This is a genomic window from Algibacter aquimarinus (assembly GCF_039543265.1).
Lineage (GTDB): Bacteria > Bacteroidota > Bacteroidia > Flavobacteriales > Flavobacteriaceae > Algibacter_B > Algibacter_B aquimarinus.
This window is the reverse complement of record NZ_BAABJK010000004.1, coordinates 672524-690370: the sequence shown is the minus strand read 5'-3', so window position 1 is coordinate 690370 and position 17847 is coordinate 672524. Positions and strand designations below refer to the sequence as shown.

12 protein-coding genes and 1 tRNA gene are annotated in these 17847 nt (G+C 32.1%); 12 read left to right on the top strand and 1 reads right to left on the bottom strand.

Translation table 11 applies throughout. From position 1 onward, the window contains the following. The first annotated feature begins 29 nt into the window (after positions 1 to 29). The 3 genes from porM (at position 30) to ABD939_RS05845 (ending at position 3672) form a co-directional block, all read left to right on the top strand. On the top strand, positions 30 to 1592 hold the full coding sequence (porM, locus tag ABD939_RS05855; RefSeq protein WP_345165641.1) for a type IX secretion system motor protein PorM/GldM: 1563 nt from the start codon (positions 30 to 32) through the stop codon (positions 1590 to 1592). Between the two features lie 55 nt (positions 1593 to 1647). Then, positions 1648 to 2538 carry a type IX secretion system ring subunit PorN/GldN gene (gene porN, locus ABD939_RS05850; protein ID WP_345165638.1) on the top strand — a complete coding sequence of 297 codons (891 nt, stop codon included), beginning with the start codon at positions 1648 to 1650 and terminating at the stop codon, positions 2536 to 2538. A 93-nt stretch (positions 2539 to 2631) separates the two neighbouring features. Next, positions 2632 to 3672 carry an NAD(P)/FAD-dependent oxidoreductase gene (locus ABD939_RS05845; protein WP_345165636.1) on the top strand — a complete coding sequence of 347 codons (1041 nt, stop codon included), beginning with the start codon at positions 2632 to 2634 and terminating at the stop codon, positions 3670 to 3672. Here the strand turns inward: ABD939_RS05845 and ABD939_RS05840 are convergent, their stop codons facing one another. Next, the gene (locus tag ABD939_RS05840; RefSeq protein ID WP_345165634.1) at positions 3673 to 4056 is read right to left on the bottom strand and encodes a DUF983 domain-containing protein; all 384 of its coding nucleotides are present in this window, start codon (positions 4054 to 4056) and stop codon (positions 3673 to 3675) included. A gap of 85 nt (positions 4057 to 4141) precedes the next feature. Between ABD939_RS05840 and ABD939_RS05835 the strand changes: the two genes are divergently transcribed. The 9 genes from ABD939_RS05835 (at position 4142) to ABD939_RS05795 (ending at position 17846) form a co-directional block, all read left to right on the top strand. After that, the gene (locus ABD939_RS05835) at positions 4142 to 6052 is read left to right on the top strand and encodes an ABC-F family ATP-binding cassette domain-containing protein (protein ID WP_345165631.1); all 1911 of its coding nucleotides are present in this window, start codon (positions 4142 to 4144) and stop codon (positions 6050 to 6052) included. Between the two features lie 96 nt (positions 6053 to 6148). After that, the gene (locus ABD939_RS05830; RefSeq protein ID WP_345165629.1) at positions 6149 to 6973 is read left to right on the top strand and encodes a leucine-rich repeat domain-containing protein; all 825 of its coding nucleotides are present in this window, start codon (positions 6149 to 6151) and stop codon (positions 6971 to 6973) included. A 78-nt stretch (positions 6974 to 7051) separates the two neighbouring features. Further along, positions 7052 to 7234: a CPXCG motif-containing cysteine-rich protein gene (locus ABD939_RS05825; RefSeq protein WP_345165626.1), complete on the top strand. Its 183-nt coding sequence runs from the start codon at positions 7052 to 7054 to the stop codon at positions 7232 to 7234. A 120-nt stretch (positions 7235 to 7354) separates the two neighbouring features. Next, positions 7355 to 7427: transfer RNA gene (locus tag ABD939_RS05820), tRNA-Met, on the top strand. 1737 nt (positions 7428 to 9164) lie between these two features. Next, complete coding sequence (locus ABD939_RS05815) at positions 9165 to 10481, top strand: sugar MFS transporter (protein ID WP_345165624.1); 1317 nt, start codon at positions 9165 to 9167, stop codon at positions 10479 to 10481. 180 nt (positions 10482 to 10661) lie between these two features. After that, on the top strand, positions 10662 to 12575 hold the full coding sequence (gene nagB, locus ABD939_RS05810) for a glucosamine-6-phosphate deaminase (protein WP_345165622.1): 1914 nt from the start codon (positions 10662 to 10664) through the stop codon (positions 12573 to 12575). 150 nt (positions 12576 to 12725) lie between these two features. Further along, positions 12726 to 14984 carry a GH92 family glycosyl hydrolase gene (locus ABD939_RS05805; protein WP_345165620.1) on the top strand — a complete coding sequence of 753 codons (2259 nt, stop codon included), beginning with the start codon at positions 12726 to 12728 and terminating at the stop codon, positions 14982 to 14984. 5 nt (positions 14985 to 14989) lie between these two features. After that, positions 14990 to 16867, top strand: a complete 1878-nt coding sequence (locus tag ABD939_RS05800; protein ID WP_345165617.1) for a sodium:solute symporter family protein — start codon at positions 14990 to 14992, stop codon at positions 16865 to 16867. A gap of 10 nt (positions 16868 to 16877) precedes the next feature. Next, positions 16878 to 17846: a glycoside hydrolase family 130 protein gene (locus tag ABD939_RS05795; RefSeq protein ID WP_345165614.1), complete on the top strand. Its 969-nt coding sequence runs from the start codon at positions 16878 to 16880 to the stop codon at positions 17844 to 17846. Position 17847: the final 1 nt, after the last annotated feature.

Below are 17847 nucleotides of genomic sequence, written 5' to 3'. Positions count from 1 at the left end.
TAATATTAACCAAAAACCTAATTTAAAAAATGGCAGGAAATAATTTATCACCAAGACAGAAGATGATTAATCTGATGTATTTAATATTTATAGCGATGCTAGCATTAAATATGTCCAAAGAAGTCCTTTCAGCCTTCGGATTAATGAACGAAAAGTTAGTAGAATCTAACGAAGCTACAGAAGCAAGAAACGCTAGTTTTGTAGCAAGTTTAGATGTGAAAGCTGCAGATCAACCAGAAAAATATGAGCCTTTAAAGGCCAAAGCAGACCAAATAGATAAATTGGCACATACTTTTGATGCTTATTTAGCAGATTTGAAAGGGAAAATGACCGCTAAAATTGATGATCCTACAGATTATGAAATCATGGATAAAGGCGATTATCTTGATGAGCATTTCTTTAAAGGAGACAAAGTTAAAGAAGATGGTCAAGAATTTTTGAATCAAATGAAAACCTTTAGAGAAGGTGTTGCTAAAGTTTTAGCAGACCAAAAAGGTATGGAGTCTGTTATAAAAGAAGTTAACGAGAAATTTAATACTGACGAAGTTAAAAACAGAGATGGTGTTAAAGTAGATTGGTTAGATTATCACTACAAGGGGTTTCCTTTGGTAGCGTCTTTAACCAAAATGACCCAACTTCAAGCTGATATTAAAACTACTGAGTCTCAGGTTTTAGCTAACATGTTACAAGGAACGCTTTCCAGTGAAGTATCTATGACGAACTATACAACCTTAATGGAAACCTCAAAATCGGCTTACTTTAATGGTGAGCAGTTTGATGGACAAATCGTTTTAGGTCGTAAAGATGCATCTACAAAACCAAGCAGAGTAGAGTTAACTCTAGATGGAAGACCATTAAAAGAAAACCAATACTCTATTGAAGATGGTAAAGTAAAGTTAAAAATTGGAACAGGTGGTGTTGGTGAACATAAAATTGAAGGAAAATTGATTTTTGCTCAAGATGGAGAAGAAATTGAAGTTCCAGTACAATCATCATTTGCTACAGTTGCAAAACCAAATTCAGCTACAATTTCAGCTGATAAAATGAATGTAGTTTACAGAGGTGTAAAAAACCCAATGACTATTTCTTTTGCTGGTATTCCAGACAACAAAGTTTCTGCAAGCGCTCAAGGATTATCTAGAGGATCTGGTAGTAGCTATGTAATGGATGCTACAAAAATTAAAGGAAGAGAAGTTACAATTAACGTTTCTGGTACATTACCAGATGGCGGTAAAGTAAGTGATAATGCTACTTTCAGAATTAAAGATTTACCAAAACCAACAGGTACTGTAAGAGGTGAAGATGGTGCGATAAAAATGCAAAGAAATGCCGTTAAAATTTCAACTATTGGTGCTAAGTTTGATGATTTTGATTTTGAGTTACCATTACGTGTTACAGGATTTAAATTTAAAGTTCCTGGGCAACCTACAATAAATGTAAAAGGAAATAAGTTAGATAGTAGAGCACAAAAAGTTTTATTAAAAGCTAAGCGTGGATCAAACGTTCAAATATTTGATATTGAAGCTAAAGCTAGTGGTGTTAGTGTAATACTTAAAAAAGTATCACCAGTACTAATTGAGCTTACAAATTAAAAAATATTAGGATTAGCATTTGCTTAATTCCCTAGTAATTAAAATGTATATTAAGATGAAATTAAAAAGTTTTTTATTAACCGTTACAGCTGTTTTTACAGTATCTGGTGTGTTTGCACAAGCCAATATACTAAATGCTAAAAGCCCTGAAGAAATAGGTGTAAGAACAGAAGCGCAAGTTGCTGTAGATAATGATAAGCCATTAGAATATGGTTATGTTGATGACAGAGATATTCTTTTTTCTAAAACTGTTTGGGAAAAAGTTGTTCTAGATGAGCGTGCAAATTTCCCGTTATACTATCCAATAGACACAAACAATATTGGTAGTGATAGACGTTCTTTGTATGATGTGCTTATGAAGAACATCAAAAATGGTAAAATAAAAAATATTTACGATGATTCTTATTTTACCACAAAAAGAACTTTGAAGGATATTGAATCTGCATTAACCATGATTGATACCACAGAATTGGGTATTGAGCAATTAAATGCAGGTGAAGAATTATCTAAAGAATACATAAATAGAAGAGATATAACAGCTGCTGATATTAAAGAATATCATATGCGAGGTGTTTGGTATTTTGATAAGCGTCAAGCTGAAATGAAGTACAGACTAATTGCAATAGCACCTGTTGCACCAGATGTAAACTTTATTGATTCTGATAGTCCAGATTTAGTACCTCTTTTTTGGGTGTTTTTCCCAGATGCTAGAGAAGTATTACACCAAGCAAAGGCCTTTAATAACGAAAATAGTTCTATGCCATTTTCTTTCGATCATCTTTTAAATTCAAGACGTTTCCAAGGTTATATCTTCAAAGAAGAGAATGTACATGGAGATAGAGCAGTTTCAGAGTATGTATCACAAAATGCATTAATGCAATTGTTAGAATCTGAAAGGATTAAAGATAAAATTAGAGATTTTGAATTAGATATGTGGACATATTAAATTCAATTGAAATTAGTAATAAAAAAGACCATCTGAAAAGATGGTCTTTTTTATTATAACTAAAAGTAGTATTCTAATTATATTCGCAATAGTATGCAGGTAGATTATATTATAGTAGGTATTGGTTTGGCAGGAATTAGTTTTTCCGAGCAACTAAAAGCCAATAATAAAAGTTTTTTGGTTTTTGATAATGAATCTCAAAAATCATCTACAGTTGCAGGAGGGTTGTACAATCCAGTTGTTTTAAAACGCTTTACATCAGTTTGGAAAAGTAAAGAACAACTAAACATTGCATTACCAATGTATAAGCAATTAGAAGAAAAACTAAATATTAAACTAGATTATAAAATTCCAGTATATAGAAAATTTGCTTCATTTGAAGAACAAAACGATTGGTTTACAGCTTCAGATAAACCGTCGCTTTCAGAATATCTTTCTACAAATATTATAAAAAACAATAATGAATCAATTGATGCGCCTTTTGGTTTTGGAGAAGTTCTACAATCAGGTAGAGTAGACGTTAGAACTTTAGTAGAATCCTATAAAAAGTATTTACAAAAAGATGATGTGCTGTTAGAAGAATCATTTGATTATAAAGATTTAAATAATGATGTAAATGGTTTTAATTATAAGCACATCCAAGCGAAGTATATTGTTTTCGCTGAAGGTTTTGGGGTTACTAAAAATCCATTTTTTAAATATTTACCACTAGTACCAACAAAAGGAGAATTACTAACTATAAAAGCACCTAATTTAAAAATTGATTATGTTTTAAAAGCAGGTGTATTTTTAATTCCTATAGGAAATGATATGTATATTGTTGGAGCAACTTATAATTGGGAAGACAAAACAAATAAAGTGACACCAGAGGCTAAAAATACACTTTTAAATAAGCTAGATAAATTAATTAATTGTGAATATGAGGTTACAGATCATGTTGCAGGCGTAAGACCAACGGTAAAAGATAGAAGGCCATTAGTAGGTGCCCATCCAACTTACAAAAATATGTTTGTTTTAAACGGGCTAGGAACTCGTGGTGTTATGATAGGGCCTTATGTAGCCAAAGAACTTTTTAGTTTTATAGAGAATAAAACCATTCTGGATAAAGAAATTGATATTGCACGTTTTGATTAATTACTTTTTAGCCAAAGATTTATCATAATGCATAAAAAAGTTAATCCAAATATTTCTTGAAAGGCGCAAAATAACAGGCATAAATAGAATTAATGTAGCAATAATTGATATGAAAACCACATTAATGTTTGCTTCAAAAACAAAAAAGGAAATTACAAAAGCAGCAGCTGCAAAAGCAATTCCTACAGGATAACTTACATACATAGAGCCATAAAAGAAAGAAGGCTCTATTTTATATTTAGTGCCACAATTACTACAATTTTCATTCATGCTTAGAGCTTCAGAAAGAATATAAGGGTTCTTATTTTTAAACATAGACTCTTCGTGGCATTTTGGGCAAGATCCTGTTAAAATACTATATAGTTTTGTTCCTTTTTTAAACATAATATTTGTGTATTTTTGCATGCGCAATTACAAAGCAAAAATACATTTTTAAATATTAGTGCTTGGTAATAAAAGTTACATTTCTATGATGAATATTCATAATTTATCGGTTTCATTTCAAGGTGAATATCTGTTTGAAGACATTACATTTAAACTAGGTAATGGAGACAGAATCGGTCTTATTGGTAAAAACGGAGCAGGTAAATCTACGATGCTTAAAATCCTATCTAAAGAAATGGAACCAGATACTGGGCAAATTGCAGCAGATAAAGAACTGAAAATAGGTTTTTTAAAGCAGGATATAGATTTTGTACAAGGTAGGACTGTACTTGATGAAGCCTATGAGGCTTTTACAGAAATTAAGGATTTAGAAGCCAAAATGGAGGCTGTTAATACCCAAATGGCAGAGCGTACAGATTATGAAAGTGATGGTTATCATAAACTTATGGTCGATATTAACGAGCTTCAACATCAATATGAAATATTAGGAGGTTACAATTACCAAGGTGATACAGAAAAGATTTTACAAGGTTTAGGATTTCAAAGAAAGGACTTTAGTAAACTTACTGATACATTTTCTGGAGGATGGCGTATGCGTATTGAGTTGGCTAAATTACTCCTTCAAAATAATGATATACTCCTTTTAGATGAGCCAACAAACCATCTAGATATAGAATCGATTATTTGGTTAGAAGGTTTTCTTAAAAATTATTCAGGAGCTGTGGTTATTGTATCTCATGATAAAATGTTTTTGGATAATGTGACTAATAGAACCATTGAAATTTCTTTAGGTAGAATTTACGATTATCCAAAACCTTATACCAAGTATTTGGTTTTAAGAGAGGAACTTAGAACGCAACAGTTAGCATCACAAAAAAATCAGCAGAAGCAAATTGAACAAACCGAAAAGTTAATTGAAAAGTTTCGTGCAAAAGCTTCAAAAGCTACAATGGCGCAATCGCTTATTAAAAAACTAGATAAAATAGATAGAATTGAAGTAGATGAAGATGATAATAGCGTGATGACTTTAAATTTCCCTGTATCTATAACTCCAGGAAAGGTTGTTGTACAAACCGAAAAAGTATCAAAGAATTATGGTGATAATCAAGTTTTAAAAAATATCGATTTATTAGTTGAACGAGACAGTAAAACAGCCTTTGTTGGGCAAAACGGACAAGGCAAGTCTACTTTAGCAAAAATTATTGTTGGAGATACTAAATATGACGGGTTTTTAAAGCTAGGTCATAACGTACAGATTGGTTATTTTGCTCAAAATCAAGCAGAATATTTAGATGGTAGCAAAACCGTTTTAGATACCATGATAGATGCTGCAAACGAAACGAATAGAAGTAAAGTAAGAGATATTTTAGGCTCATTTTTATTTAGAGGAGATGAAGTCGAGAAATATGTAAGAGTGCTATCTGGAGGTGAAAGAAACCGTTTAGCATTAGCAAAATTAATGCTTCAACCATTTAATGTGTTAATAATGGATGAACCCACAAACCATTTAGATATTAAGTCTAAAAATGTTTTAAAAGAAGCATTAAGCAGGTTTGAAGGGACTTTGGTTTTAGTGTCTCACGATCGTGATTTTCTTCAAGGTTTAACTAACAAAGTATACGAGTTTAAAGACCATAAAATAAAGGAATATTTAGGTGATATTGATTATTATCTAGATCAGCGTAAAGTAGAGAGCTTGAGAGATGTTGAGAAGCGAACTGTAATTAAGGAAAAGCCAAAAGAGAAAAAACAACATTCGTACGAAGACCAAAAGAAATTAAAGTCTTTAAATAATAAATTAAGTAATGTTGAGTCTAAAATTAATCAGTTAGAAAAAGATATAAAGGAGATAGATTTATCACTTGAAATTAATTATGAGGAAGTAACATCTCAAGAAAACTTCTTTGATAATTATCAAAAAAAGAAAACAGATTTGCAAAATTTAATGCAAAAATGGGAAGATCTTCAGCTAGAAATAGAGCAGTTTGTCGATTAGTAAATGTTAAAATTTAGTGTATTTCACCGAATAAAATGGTTTTTAATCTAATACAGTACTATATTCGTACTAGAATTAATCCCAAATTTATTCGAAATGAAAACCTTAAAGCTTATAATCTTATTTTCTTTAGTTACGGTATATTCCTTTGCTAATGTTTCTTCAAATCAAAAAGATGCTCTAATTGCATTGTATAATGCAACCAACGGAGCAGAATGGAACTCAACCTGGGACCTAAACGCCTCAATTGATACTTGGTATGGCGTTAAAATTGAGAATAACAAAATTGTAGAAATTAATTTACAGTTTAATAACCTACAAGGTGAATTACCATCTCAAATAGGTGATTTAACATCATTACAGAAAATTAATTTAGGATTTAATAAAATAACTGGTAAACTTCCAGTAACAATAGCGAATTTAACTGAGTTAACTTCATTAGAATTGTTTATGAATCGTTTTGAAGGAGATATTCCATCTGAGTTAGGAAAGCTAAAAAAATTGGAATCTTTAAAACTATACAGTAATAAATTTACTGGTAATATTCCAGAATCATTAATGGAATTAACAAACTTAAAAGAGTTATTATTAGGTAGTAATTTTTTAACAGGAAACATTCCATATCAAATTTCTGCATTGTCAAAATTAGAAAAGTTAAGTTTAATGGATAACAAAATGGATGGTGAAATTCCAGTTGAAATTGCTCAATTAACTAATTTAGAAGAGTTGCTTTTGTCAACAAATCAATTTACAGGAGATTTACCAATAGAATTTATTAACTTAACTAAGTTAACTACTATTATGGTAAGCGATAACAACTTAAACCAAGAATACATAAGTGTTTCTGGTAAAAACCCACCAAGTTTAATGCAGTTAGAATTACAAAATTCTACGGCAACTATGGATATTGAAAAAGATTAATTACGTAGTGAAATTTTATAAATTTTAGTTGGAAAAAAGGTAGCATTTAATGTTACCTTTTTTTATATTTAAATTTATATGTTAGAGCATCATTTTACTTGTCCTTACTGTTGGGAATCAATATCTATGCTTTTAGATAATTCTGTTTCAGAGCAATCTTATATTGAAGATTGTGAAGTTTGCTGTAACCCAATTCAAGTTACCACTCATTTTGAAAATACTGAATTAACAGTGTTTGAGGCAGATAGTATTGAACAATAATATTTTCCGTTTTTATGTTTGCAGAAACCTAAAAAGGATTGTATATTTGCAGTCCGAAATAATTTGGTCGGCATTATGAACCGAAAGTTAAAAGCTAAGTAAATTATTTTAGAGTTAAATCGCGGGATAGAGCAGTAGGTAGCTCGTCGGGCTCATAACCCGAAGGTCACTGGTTCGAGTCCAGTTCCCGCTACTAGTAAAATCAAGCCTTTCAAGAAATTGAAAGGTTTTTTTATTTTGATGGGTACAGAATAGGTACAGAATAATATTGTTTTTATTCCCTTAAATAGTATTTGATATAGTTTGATTTCATTTGATATATAACGCAAAATTTTATTGCACTTTTTAAGATTAAAATTAATCCTTTTGATTTTGATGAAATCAAAATTCTTTAAATGAAAAAATCCAAGAAACACGCTAGACTTAGGATTTAACCTATTTATTAGTGTTAAAGTTTTGAAATGAAGTCGTGGTGGAATTTGTAGATACGTTAGACTTAGGATCTAATGCCGCGAGGTGTGGGAGTTCGAGTCTCCCCCTCTGTACAAAAAGTCGAAGATTCCTCTTCGACTTTTTTAACTTGAAGAAATGTTTATGTACAACATTTTACTGTTTTTGTTGAACTAATTTAAAATACGTTCAATATCAAAAACTATAAGTTTGTTTAATTATTAATATTTTTTGGTTTATAATTCAAAACCTTAAAGTTAAGAAGTAAGAGGGATTATCTAAAGTTTTGTTTTTTTTAGTATTCATAGGACTTAACAATAGTGATAATTTTTTAAGTACCACTTTGTGATTATTGGTATTAAAAACAGTTAAAACTATGAGCTTTGAAGTATTTCACTTTAGCTTCTAAAAAGATCTACATTTGTTTTATGGAAAAACAAAAATCAAATGGTTGCAGTGCATTTCGAATGATGCTCCATGAAGTTTGGAATACTAAATTCAGTTATCATGCTATTAAAAGGGGATATCCAGATTCTACGTCTCGCACTGTTAACGCAAACATATGATAATGAAGGTGTGCAGGTTATAAAGGGACTAATTCTTAAGGGATCATGTGCACATGAATCTTGAGTTTAGGCCTTTTTAAAGTGTAAATCATTTAGTCAAGAAATAAAAAAGAAGAAGTTCGAGAAAACTCCAACAGGAGTTTCTGAGTTTAAAATAGAAATATTAGAGTAGGTTTTTTGGGAGTTGGAAGCGGTTGTTGGATACCGTTAATATGACCGATGAGATGGTCAATGAGTATTTGAAGAGTCACCTAAGACCAAACGATGGGAATAACAGAAATTTCATAATTGAGTAATTACCATTGGGGGTTACCTTGAGTTACCAGCCCAAATCTATGGACTGGAAGTTCATGTTGGTTTGGTTAAGGATAATTACAAGAATCCTTGTCCTGAATAATTGTCTAAGATTATAGAATAGACTCCAGAAATAGAAAAACGATAAACTGTGTCAATTGAAATTTAATAGCGATTGTCATCTTCAGACTTATTGAGATGAAATTTGTGTGTAGATTTAAAAGATAAACCTTAAGAAGTGTCTTTAGGATATTCTAACACAGTGAACTCATCTTGACTTTTTCTACTTCCTAAAAAATGGCTGAAATTCACCCATATTTCGTTACTTTTTTTGTCCGTAGCGCTGCTATGAGTTTCAAAAAGTGCCTCATCTGGTTAAATTCCAACTCATTTTCGGTTAAAAACAAAAAGTCAAGATGAGTTCAGTAAAACAAAACTTGAAAATAGATATTCTAGCCATAAAATTAGAAAAGTGAATAAGTTGGTAGTTTAAGCTTAGGTTACTCTCGAATAATACTGATATTTCACGAACACCTTTTCGGAATTGTTATTGGTCGAACAAATTCTGTTGGGATTAAATTGGTATTTATTTTAATCCAAATTTTTTATTTAGTTTTAAAATGATTGAAAGTACTAAGAATTCTAATAAGGTTGCTATAGCAATTATAGCAGCCTTGTTTTTTATATTTGGATTTGTTACTTGGATTAATGGAGCATTAATTCCTTTTATGAAAACTATTAATGAGTTAACTGAAGCGCAATCTTACCTAGTAGCATCCGCATCATACATTTCCTTTGTATTTATGGCTTTACCAGCCTCATACATTTTAAATAAAATTGGTTACAAAAAAGGAATGTCTCTTGGTTTAATAGTTATGGGAGTTGGGGCATTGATATTTATACCTGCGGCAGAGGCAAGAACTTATTGGGTGTTTTTAACTGGTATATTCATACAAGGTTTAGGGATGACTATACTACAAACAGCAGCAAATCCATATATTACAATTTTGGGGCCTATAGAAAGTGGTGCTAAACGAATAGCTATTATGGGTATAGCAAATAAAATTGCGGGTGCTTTAGGGTCTTTAATTTTTGGTGCATTATTATTATCTGGTATAGATGAAGTGAAAGATAAACTTGGTAGTGTTTCCGTTGATGAAAAGAACATGCTTTTAGATACTATGGCAGATAGTGTTTTTATACCCTACATACTAATGGCGATAGTTTTATTTGTTCTAGGTATTTTAATAAGAAAAGCACCATTACCACATGTAGAAGCGGTAGAAGATGAGCAAGGAAAAGAAGGTGAAACGGCAAAAACTAATATTTTTCAATTTCCGCATTTATGGTTTGGTGTGTTAGCTTTGTTCGTTTACGTTGGTGCAGAGGTTATGGCTGGCGATACTATTATAGCTTATGGGATATCTTTAGGGTTTTCAGCAGCAAGTGCTAAATTCTTTACAACATTAACACTGTTGGCCATGGTATTTACCTACGCTTTAGGAGTAATTTTAATTCCAAAATATTTAAAGCAAAGTACGGCTCTAAAAATTAGTGCAGTCTTAGGTATTATGTTTAGTATTTGTATTTTATTAACTACAGGGATAACCTCGGTAATGTTTGTTGCTGCCTTAGGTATAGCTAATGCTTTAGTTTGGCCAGCAATATGGCCTTTAACTTTAGAAGGTCTAGGTAAATTTACAAAAACAGCATCAGCTTTATTAATTATGTCTATTGCTGGCGGTGCAATAATTCCTCCATTATATGGAAGATTGGTTGATGCCAGAAAAGAAGAACTAATAGAAAATGGAATTACAAATACAGAAGTACTATCTAACGCTTCTACAGAAAGTTATTGGATATTGATTCCATGTTATATTATTGTTTTGCTCTTTGCCATTTGGGGACATAAATTGAAGAGTTGGAACATAAATTAATTCCTTATCACTAAAATTAGGAACGTTAATTCAGAAACAAATCAAAGAAAAACAAAAGATACCATTAAATAAGATAATTGCAGTTTTCAGCTAATGCCAGCAGTTGTTTGTCGAAATAATGAGCTATTAATGATTTACAGATATTAATTTTATGTCGTAATAAAAATTAATATCACGTCTATGATTTTAGATACAATAAAATTTAAGGAACCAGGAACTTTTGAAGACACAAGATTTGAAAAAGTACATACTATCATTTTTCAAGAATCTAAAGAACCATCTGTATTGGTAGCTAATGAAATTGCAAGTTTAATAAGAACAAAAGAGGCTAAAAACGAAGTGTGTGTGTTAGGGCTTGCAACGGGTTCTTCTCCTATAGGTGTGTATCAAGAACTTGTAAGACAGCATAAGGAAGAAGGGTTGAGTTTCTTAAATGTTGTTACTTTTAATTTAGATGAATATTATCCAATGGAGCGTAGTAATTTGCAGAGTTACCATTATTTTATGCACGATCATCTTTTTAATCATGTAAATATATTACCAGAAAACATCAATATTCCAGATGGTACAATTAGTACTGAAAACTTGAAAGCATATTGTATAGATTATGAGAATAAAATTAAGGCATTAGGAGGTTTGGATTTTCAACTGCTTGGTATTGGTAGAACTGGGCACATTGGTTTTAATGAACCGGGTTCGCATTTAAATTCAAGAACTAGAAGTATCACTTTAGATCACATTACTAGAGTTGATGCAGCACCAGATTTTTTAGGTATTGATAATGTACCAAGAAAGGCGATTACCATGGGTATTGGAACAGTAATGGATGCCAAGCGTGTTGTGCTTTTAGGATGGGGTAACAATAAGGCTGGGATATTACAGGAAACTATTGAAGGTTTAATAAGTTCAGAAGTACCAGCAACATATTTACAAGAGCATACTAATACGACATTTATTTTAGATGAAGGAGCATCTTCAGAACTTACAAGAGTAAAAACACCATGGATAGTCTCAACTTGCGATTGGGATGATAAATTGAAATTAAAAGCTGTGGTTTGGTTATCTGGTTTATTAAGGAAATCAATTTTGAAACTAACTGATTCCGATTATAACAACAATGGAATGGCTGAGTTGTTGAATCAGGAAGGTTCTGCGTACGATTTAAATATTAAAATGTTTAATAAACTTCAGCATACCATTACAGGCTGGCCAGGAGGTAAACCAAATTCTGATGATTCTAAAAGACCAGAAAGAGCTATTCCGGAGAAAAAGCGTGTTATTATTTTTAGCCCACACCCAGATGATGATGTAATATCTATGGGAGGAACTTTTGATAGGTTGATAGCGCAAGGGCATGATGTACATGTAGCCTACCAAACCTCAGGAAATATAGCAGTTTCAGATGAAGAAGCGCTTAAGTTTTCTGAAATTACTTTGTCCCTTTGTAAAGATTGTGAAGTGTCTGACCAAATTATCAATTTTATAAATTCAAAAAATGATGATGAGATTGATTTAGACATACTCAGAAAACTTAAAGGGGATATTCGTAGAAGTGAATCTAAAGCAGCTACAAGGTATTTGGGGTTAAGTGATGAAAATGTTCATTTTTTAGATTTACCATTTTATGAAACAGGCACTGTAAAAAAGAATAGTCTTAATCAAAAGGATATAGATATTATGGTTGCATTAATTAATGAGGTAAAGCCTCACCAAATATATGCTGCTGGAGATTTATCTGATCCACATGGTACTCATAAAACTTGTTTAGATGCACTATTTGGAGCTATTGATGAGTTGAAAAAAGAGGATTATATGAATGATTGCTGGGTTTGGTTGTATCGTGGTGCATGGCACGAATGGGAAACTTATCAAATAGATATGGCAGTTCCTATGAGTCCAGATCAAGTACTTAGAAAAAGGCGCGCTATTTTTTATCATCAATCTCAAAAAGATGGAGTAATGTTTCAAGGTAACGATTCTCGTGAATTTTGGGTTAGAGCAGAAGACAGGAATAGGTTGACTGCAAAAAGGTATAACGATTTAGGCTTAGCGGATTATGCAGCAATTGAGGCTTTTAAGAGACATGTGTTTTAGTAAGCTATAGTTTTATTAAAGCATTGCGATTAATATAGATTTCTATTTACCAATTAATGATGTTTAGCTTAGATAATACGTTGTCCGTCTAAATTTATTTGTCGTTCAGATTAATTTATGAAATTTTGATTATATATGGAGAGATAGCCTATGTTCAAATATTCACTTTTATTTTTATTTGTTTTTACTTTCAGCTGCGTAGATAAAAACGAGAATTTAAATTCAAATACTAGTTCAAACCTAAAAGCTACCAAATATGTAAATCCTTTTATAGGTACAGGAGGTCACGGGCATACATACCCTGGAGCAACAGTTCCTTTTGGAATGTTACAGGTTAGTCCTGTAAACGGTATAAGTGCTTGGGATTGGTGTTCTGGTTATCATTACTCAGATTCTTTAGCTATTGGTTTTAGCCATTTAAGCTTGAGTGGAACAGGTATTGGCGATTTAGCAGATATTATTTTTATGCCTGTAAACAAAGAGGTAGATGTATCTGTTACGCCAAAGAAAAACCGAGACAGTATAAATTACAAATCAAAATACTCCCATAACAACGAGACTGCTACTCCAGGATATTACCAATTATATTTAGAAGACCATAACATTAATGTTGAGCTTACAACATCTAAGAGAACAGCATATCACAAATATACTTTTCAAAAAGACGATATTCAATCTGTTGTAATTGATTTAGGGTTTGAAATTAATTGGGATGTCGTTACTGAGAGTTCTTTAAATTTTGAAGACGAATACACAATAAGCGGTTATCGTTTCAGTAAAGGTTGGGCAAAAAATCAAAAAGTGTTTTTTGTTGCTAAATTTTCAAAACCAATAACTAAAACGCATCTTTATGCAGATGGTAATTTGAATGAAACTAATACTGCTAAAGGCGTTAAAGTAGCATCACAATTATTTTTTAATCCTGAGGGTAATGATGAATTGCGAGTTAAAGTCGCTCTGTCATCTGTAAGTATTGATAATGCAAAAGATAATTTAAATAAGGAAGGTTTTGAATTTGAAAAGGTTAAAACTGAGGCAAAAGCTATATGGAAAAACGCTTTAGATATCATAGAAGTAGAAACTGAAGTAGATTCACTTAAAACCATGTTTTATACTGCGATGTATCATGCGCAATTGGCGCCTGTTACTTACAGTGATAAAAATGGGCAGTTTAGAAAAGAGAATGATAGTATTGTTACTGCAAAAAATTATACAGCCTATTCTACACTATCACTTTGGGATACTTTTAGAGCAGAAAATCCATTATTGACTTTTATTGCACCTGATAAAGTTTCAGATATCATAAACTCGATGTTGGCCTATTATGAAACCAAAAAAATATTACCAGTTTGGACACTTTATGCTAATGAAACGAATACCATGACTGGCTATCACTCTATACCTGTTATCGTTGATGCTTACAAAAAGGGCATTACAGGTTTTGATGCAGAAAAAGCTTATGAAGCTATGAAGCAAACTATGATGCAAGACGAGCGTGGATTAAATTTATATAAAAAATACGGTTACATTCCTTATAATTTATTAGATGAATCGGTAACGATTACCTTAGAATATGCTTTTAACGATTGGTGTGTCGCACAAATGGCAAAAGCTTTAGGTAAAGACGACGATTACACTTATTTCTTAAATCGCTCAAAGGCCTATAAATATTTATTTGATAGTGATAATGGTTTTATGAGAGGGAAATCAGATGATGGAAAAATTTGGAATACACCTTTTGACCCTAAACATTCCAACCATAGAGAGCATACCGATTATACCGAAGGTAATGCTTGGCAACACAGTTGGTTTGTACCACACGATGTTGAAAACTTCATAACACTTCACGGTGGTAACGAAATCTTTGCTAAACGCTTAAATCAATTATTTATCGAGAGTTCTGAAATTACAGGAGATAATATTTCTGTAGATATTTCAGGATTAATTGGTCAATATGCCCATGGTAATGAACCCAGTCATCATATTGCCTATATGTTTAATCATGCAAACCAACCTTGGCGAACACAATACTGGGTGCGTTATATTTTAAATACCCAGTATAATACAACGCCAAATGGGTTGAGTGGAAATGAAGACTGCGGACAAATGTCTGCTTGGTATGTATTTAGTTCTATAGGATTGTATCCTATGAATCCTGCCTCTGGAGATTATGATATTGGAAGTCCGATTTTCAAAAAAACAACCATTAATCTTTCTGATGGTAAAACATTTGAAATTGAAGCCGAAAACCCTTCTAGCAAAAATATTTATATTAAATCAGCTTCACTAAATGGTAAGGTGTTTAATCAAACATCTATCTCTCACGAACAAATTTTAAAAGGCGGTAAACTCTATTTTGTTATGGATTCTAAGCCTAACAAATCATGGGGCATCCATAAAAATATTTAAGAATAATGGATATAGTAGATGTTTTAATTATTGCCCTTTATATTATTTTAACCTTAGGTGTTGGTATTTGGATTTCTAAAAAGGCATCAAAAGGATTAAGCTCTTATTTCCTTGGCGGAAAAAGTATCAAATGGTATTTTTTGGGGTTGAGTAATGGTTCTGGAATGTTTGATGTGTCAGGAACCGCTTGGATGGTTGGTATTCTATTTCTTTATGGTGCCAAAAGCTTCATGTTTATGTGGATGTGGCCAATTTTTAACCAGATATTTGTAATGATATTTTTAGCCGCTTGGATAAGGCGTTCTAATATCATGACAGGTTCTGAATGGATTCTAACACGTTTTGGAGATGGTAAATCTGGTAGAGCTTCACACTTAATAGTTGCTATTTTTGCAATAATAGCATCGGTTGGTTTTATAGCTTATTTCTTTGAAGGTGTTGGTAAATTTATGACCATTATTTTACCATGGGATTTAACGCTAATGTTTGGCGATTCCGTGTTACTAACCTCAGATCAAAACTACGCCTTAATTATCATATTTCTAACAACTATTTATACCATTAAAGGTGGTATGTTTTCTGTGGTTGCTACAGAGGTGTTACAATATTTTATAATGGTTTTAGCAGGGGTTTTGGTGGCAGCTTATGCATTTATTAATGTAACAGATGCAGAAATCAACAGTGTATTGTCTGAACAATGGAGTAGTTTGCTTTTTGGAGCAGAATTAGAAGGGTCTTGGTCTGGTAAATTTGAAGCGTTTAATGCACTAATTGATACACACGGTTACAAAATGTTTGGTGCGTTTATAGGGATGTCACTTTTTAAAGGTTTTTTTGCAAGTATAGCTGGCCCTACACCAAGTTATGACATGCAACGTATTCTATCTACGCGATCTGTAAAGGAAGCTGCATATATGAGTGGATTTACAAACCTTGTACTTTTTATACCTCGATATTTACTTATTGGAGGTATTGTTGTTTTAGGATTGGTTTATTTAGCTCCTGAAATGGCAAGTTCTAGCTCATTAAGTCTTGCTGATTTAGAAGTTATTTTACCCAAAGTGATTAATAATCACGTACCTGTGGGTATTAAAGGTTTACTATTAGCAGGGTTATTAGCGGCTTTTATGTCTACCTTTTCAGCTTATGTAAATTCAGGGCCTGCATATATTGTTAACGATATTTATAAAAAATATTTTAAACCTTCAGCCACACCTAAACATTATATAAAAGCAAGTCATATAGCATCTTTTGCTATTGTAGCTTTAGGTGTTTTTATGGGCTTTTTTGCAGAGTCTATCAATTCATTAACATTATGGATAACGAGTGCACTTTTTGGTGGTTACGTAGCAGCAAATTTCTTAAAATGGATTTGGTGGCGTTTTAACGGTTGGGGTTATTTCTGGGGTATGACGTCTGGTTTGTTTATTGCAACCATTCAATTTTTATTAGATCAAAATAAAGCTAATTTTGAAGTAGGCAGTTGGTTATGCGATGCAGCATATATGCCAGCTATTTATGTGTTTCCTGTAATATTTGCAGTATCCATTTTAGGTTCTTTTCTAGGAACATGTCTAACTCCTGCAACAAGCATGGAGACTCTTAAGAGCTTTTATTCTAATGTGCGCCCTTGGGGATGGTGGAATCCTGTTTATAAAGTGCTTAAAAGTGAAGATGCAAGCTTTGAAAAAAACAATGATTTTGTAAGCGACATGTTAAGCTGTATTGTTGGAATTGTTTGGCAATCCAGTATGATTCTTATACCAATTTATTTGATGATACGAGATTATCCTAAAATGATTTGGGCTATCGTGGTATTTGTAATTACTTCCGTTGTTTTAAAGTTTACGTGGTTAGATAAAGTAAAACAATATAAAAATTAAAGAAAAATTGATGAATGCTATTCCTTGGGAAGATAAACCTAAACATCTTATAGATCCTGTTTGGAGATATTCGCAAAATCCTATAATTCAAAGAGATGCTATTTCATCATCTAATAGTATATTTAATAGTGCTGTAGTGCCTTATAAAGAAGGTTTTGCAGGCGTATTTAGATGTGATAATAAGGCGGTGCAAATGAATATTTTTGCAGGTTTTAGTAATGATGGAATTAATTGGAAAATAAACGAAAACCCAATAGATTTTAAAGCAGCAGATGAAGCACAGGTTTTAGGTGATTATAAATACGATCCTAGGGTTGTTTTTATAGAAGATCGCTATTGGATTACATGGTGCGAAGGTCATAATGGTCCAACTATTGGAATTGGTTATACCTATGACTTTGTAGAGTTTTTTCAATGTGAAAGCGCTTTTTTGCCCTTTAATAGAAACGGTGTGTTATTTCCTAAAAAAATAAATGGAAAATATGCTATGATGAGTCGCCCTAGCGATAACGGTCATACTCCTTTTGGCGATATTTATATGAGCTATAGTCCAGATATGAAATATTGGGGAGAACACAGACACATGATGTCTCCAACAGCATTTAAGGATAGTGCTTGGCAATGTACAAAAGTAGGTGCAGGATCCGTACCTTTTTTAACCAATGAAGGTTGGCTTATGTTTTATCATGGCGTTATTAATACCTGTAATGGGTTTAGATATGCCATGGGTTCTGCAATACTGGATGAAAATAATCCACACATTGTGAAGTTCAGAACGCAACCTTATCTACTAACGCCGTCGGAACCTTATGAGCAAATTGGAGATGTTCCTAATGTAATTTTTCCATGTGCCTCTTTACAGGATGTTGAAGCCGATAAAGTCACTATTTTTTATGGCGCCGCAGATACGGTTGTAGCATTAGCCTTTGGTTATATAAGTGAAATATTAGAATTTACTAAAAGTAATAGTATTGTATAAA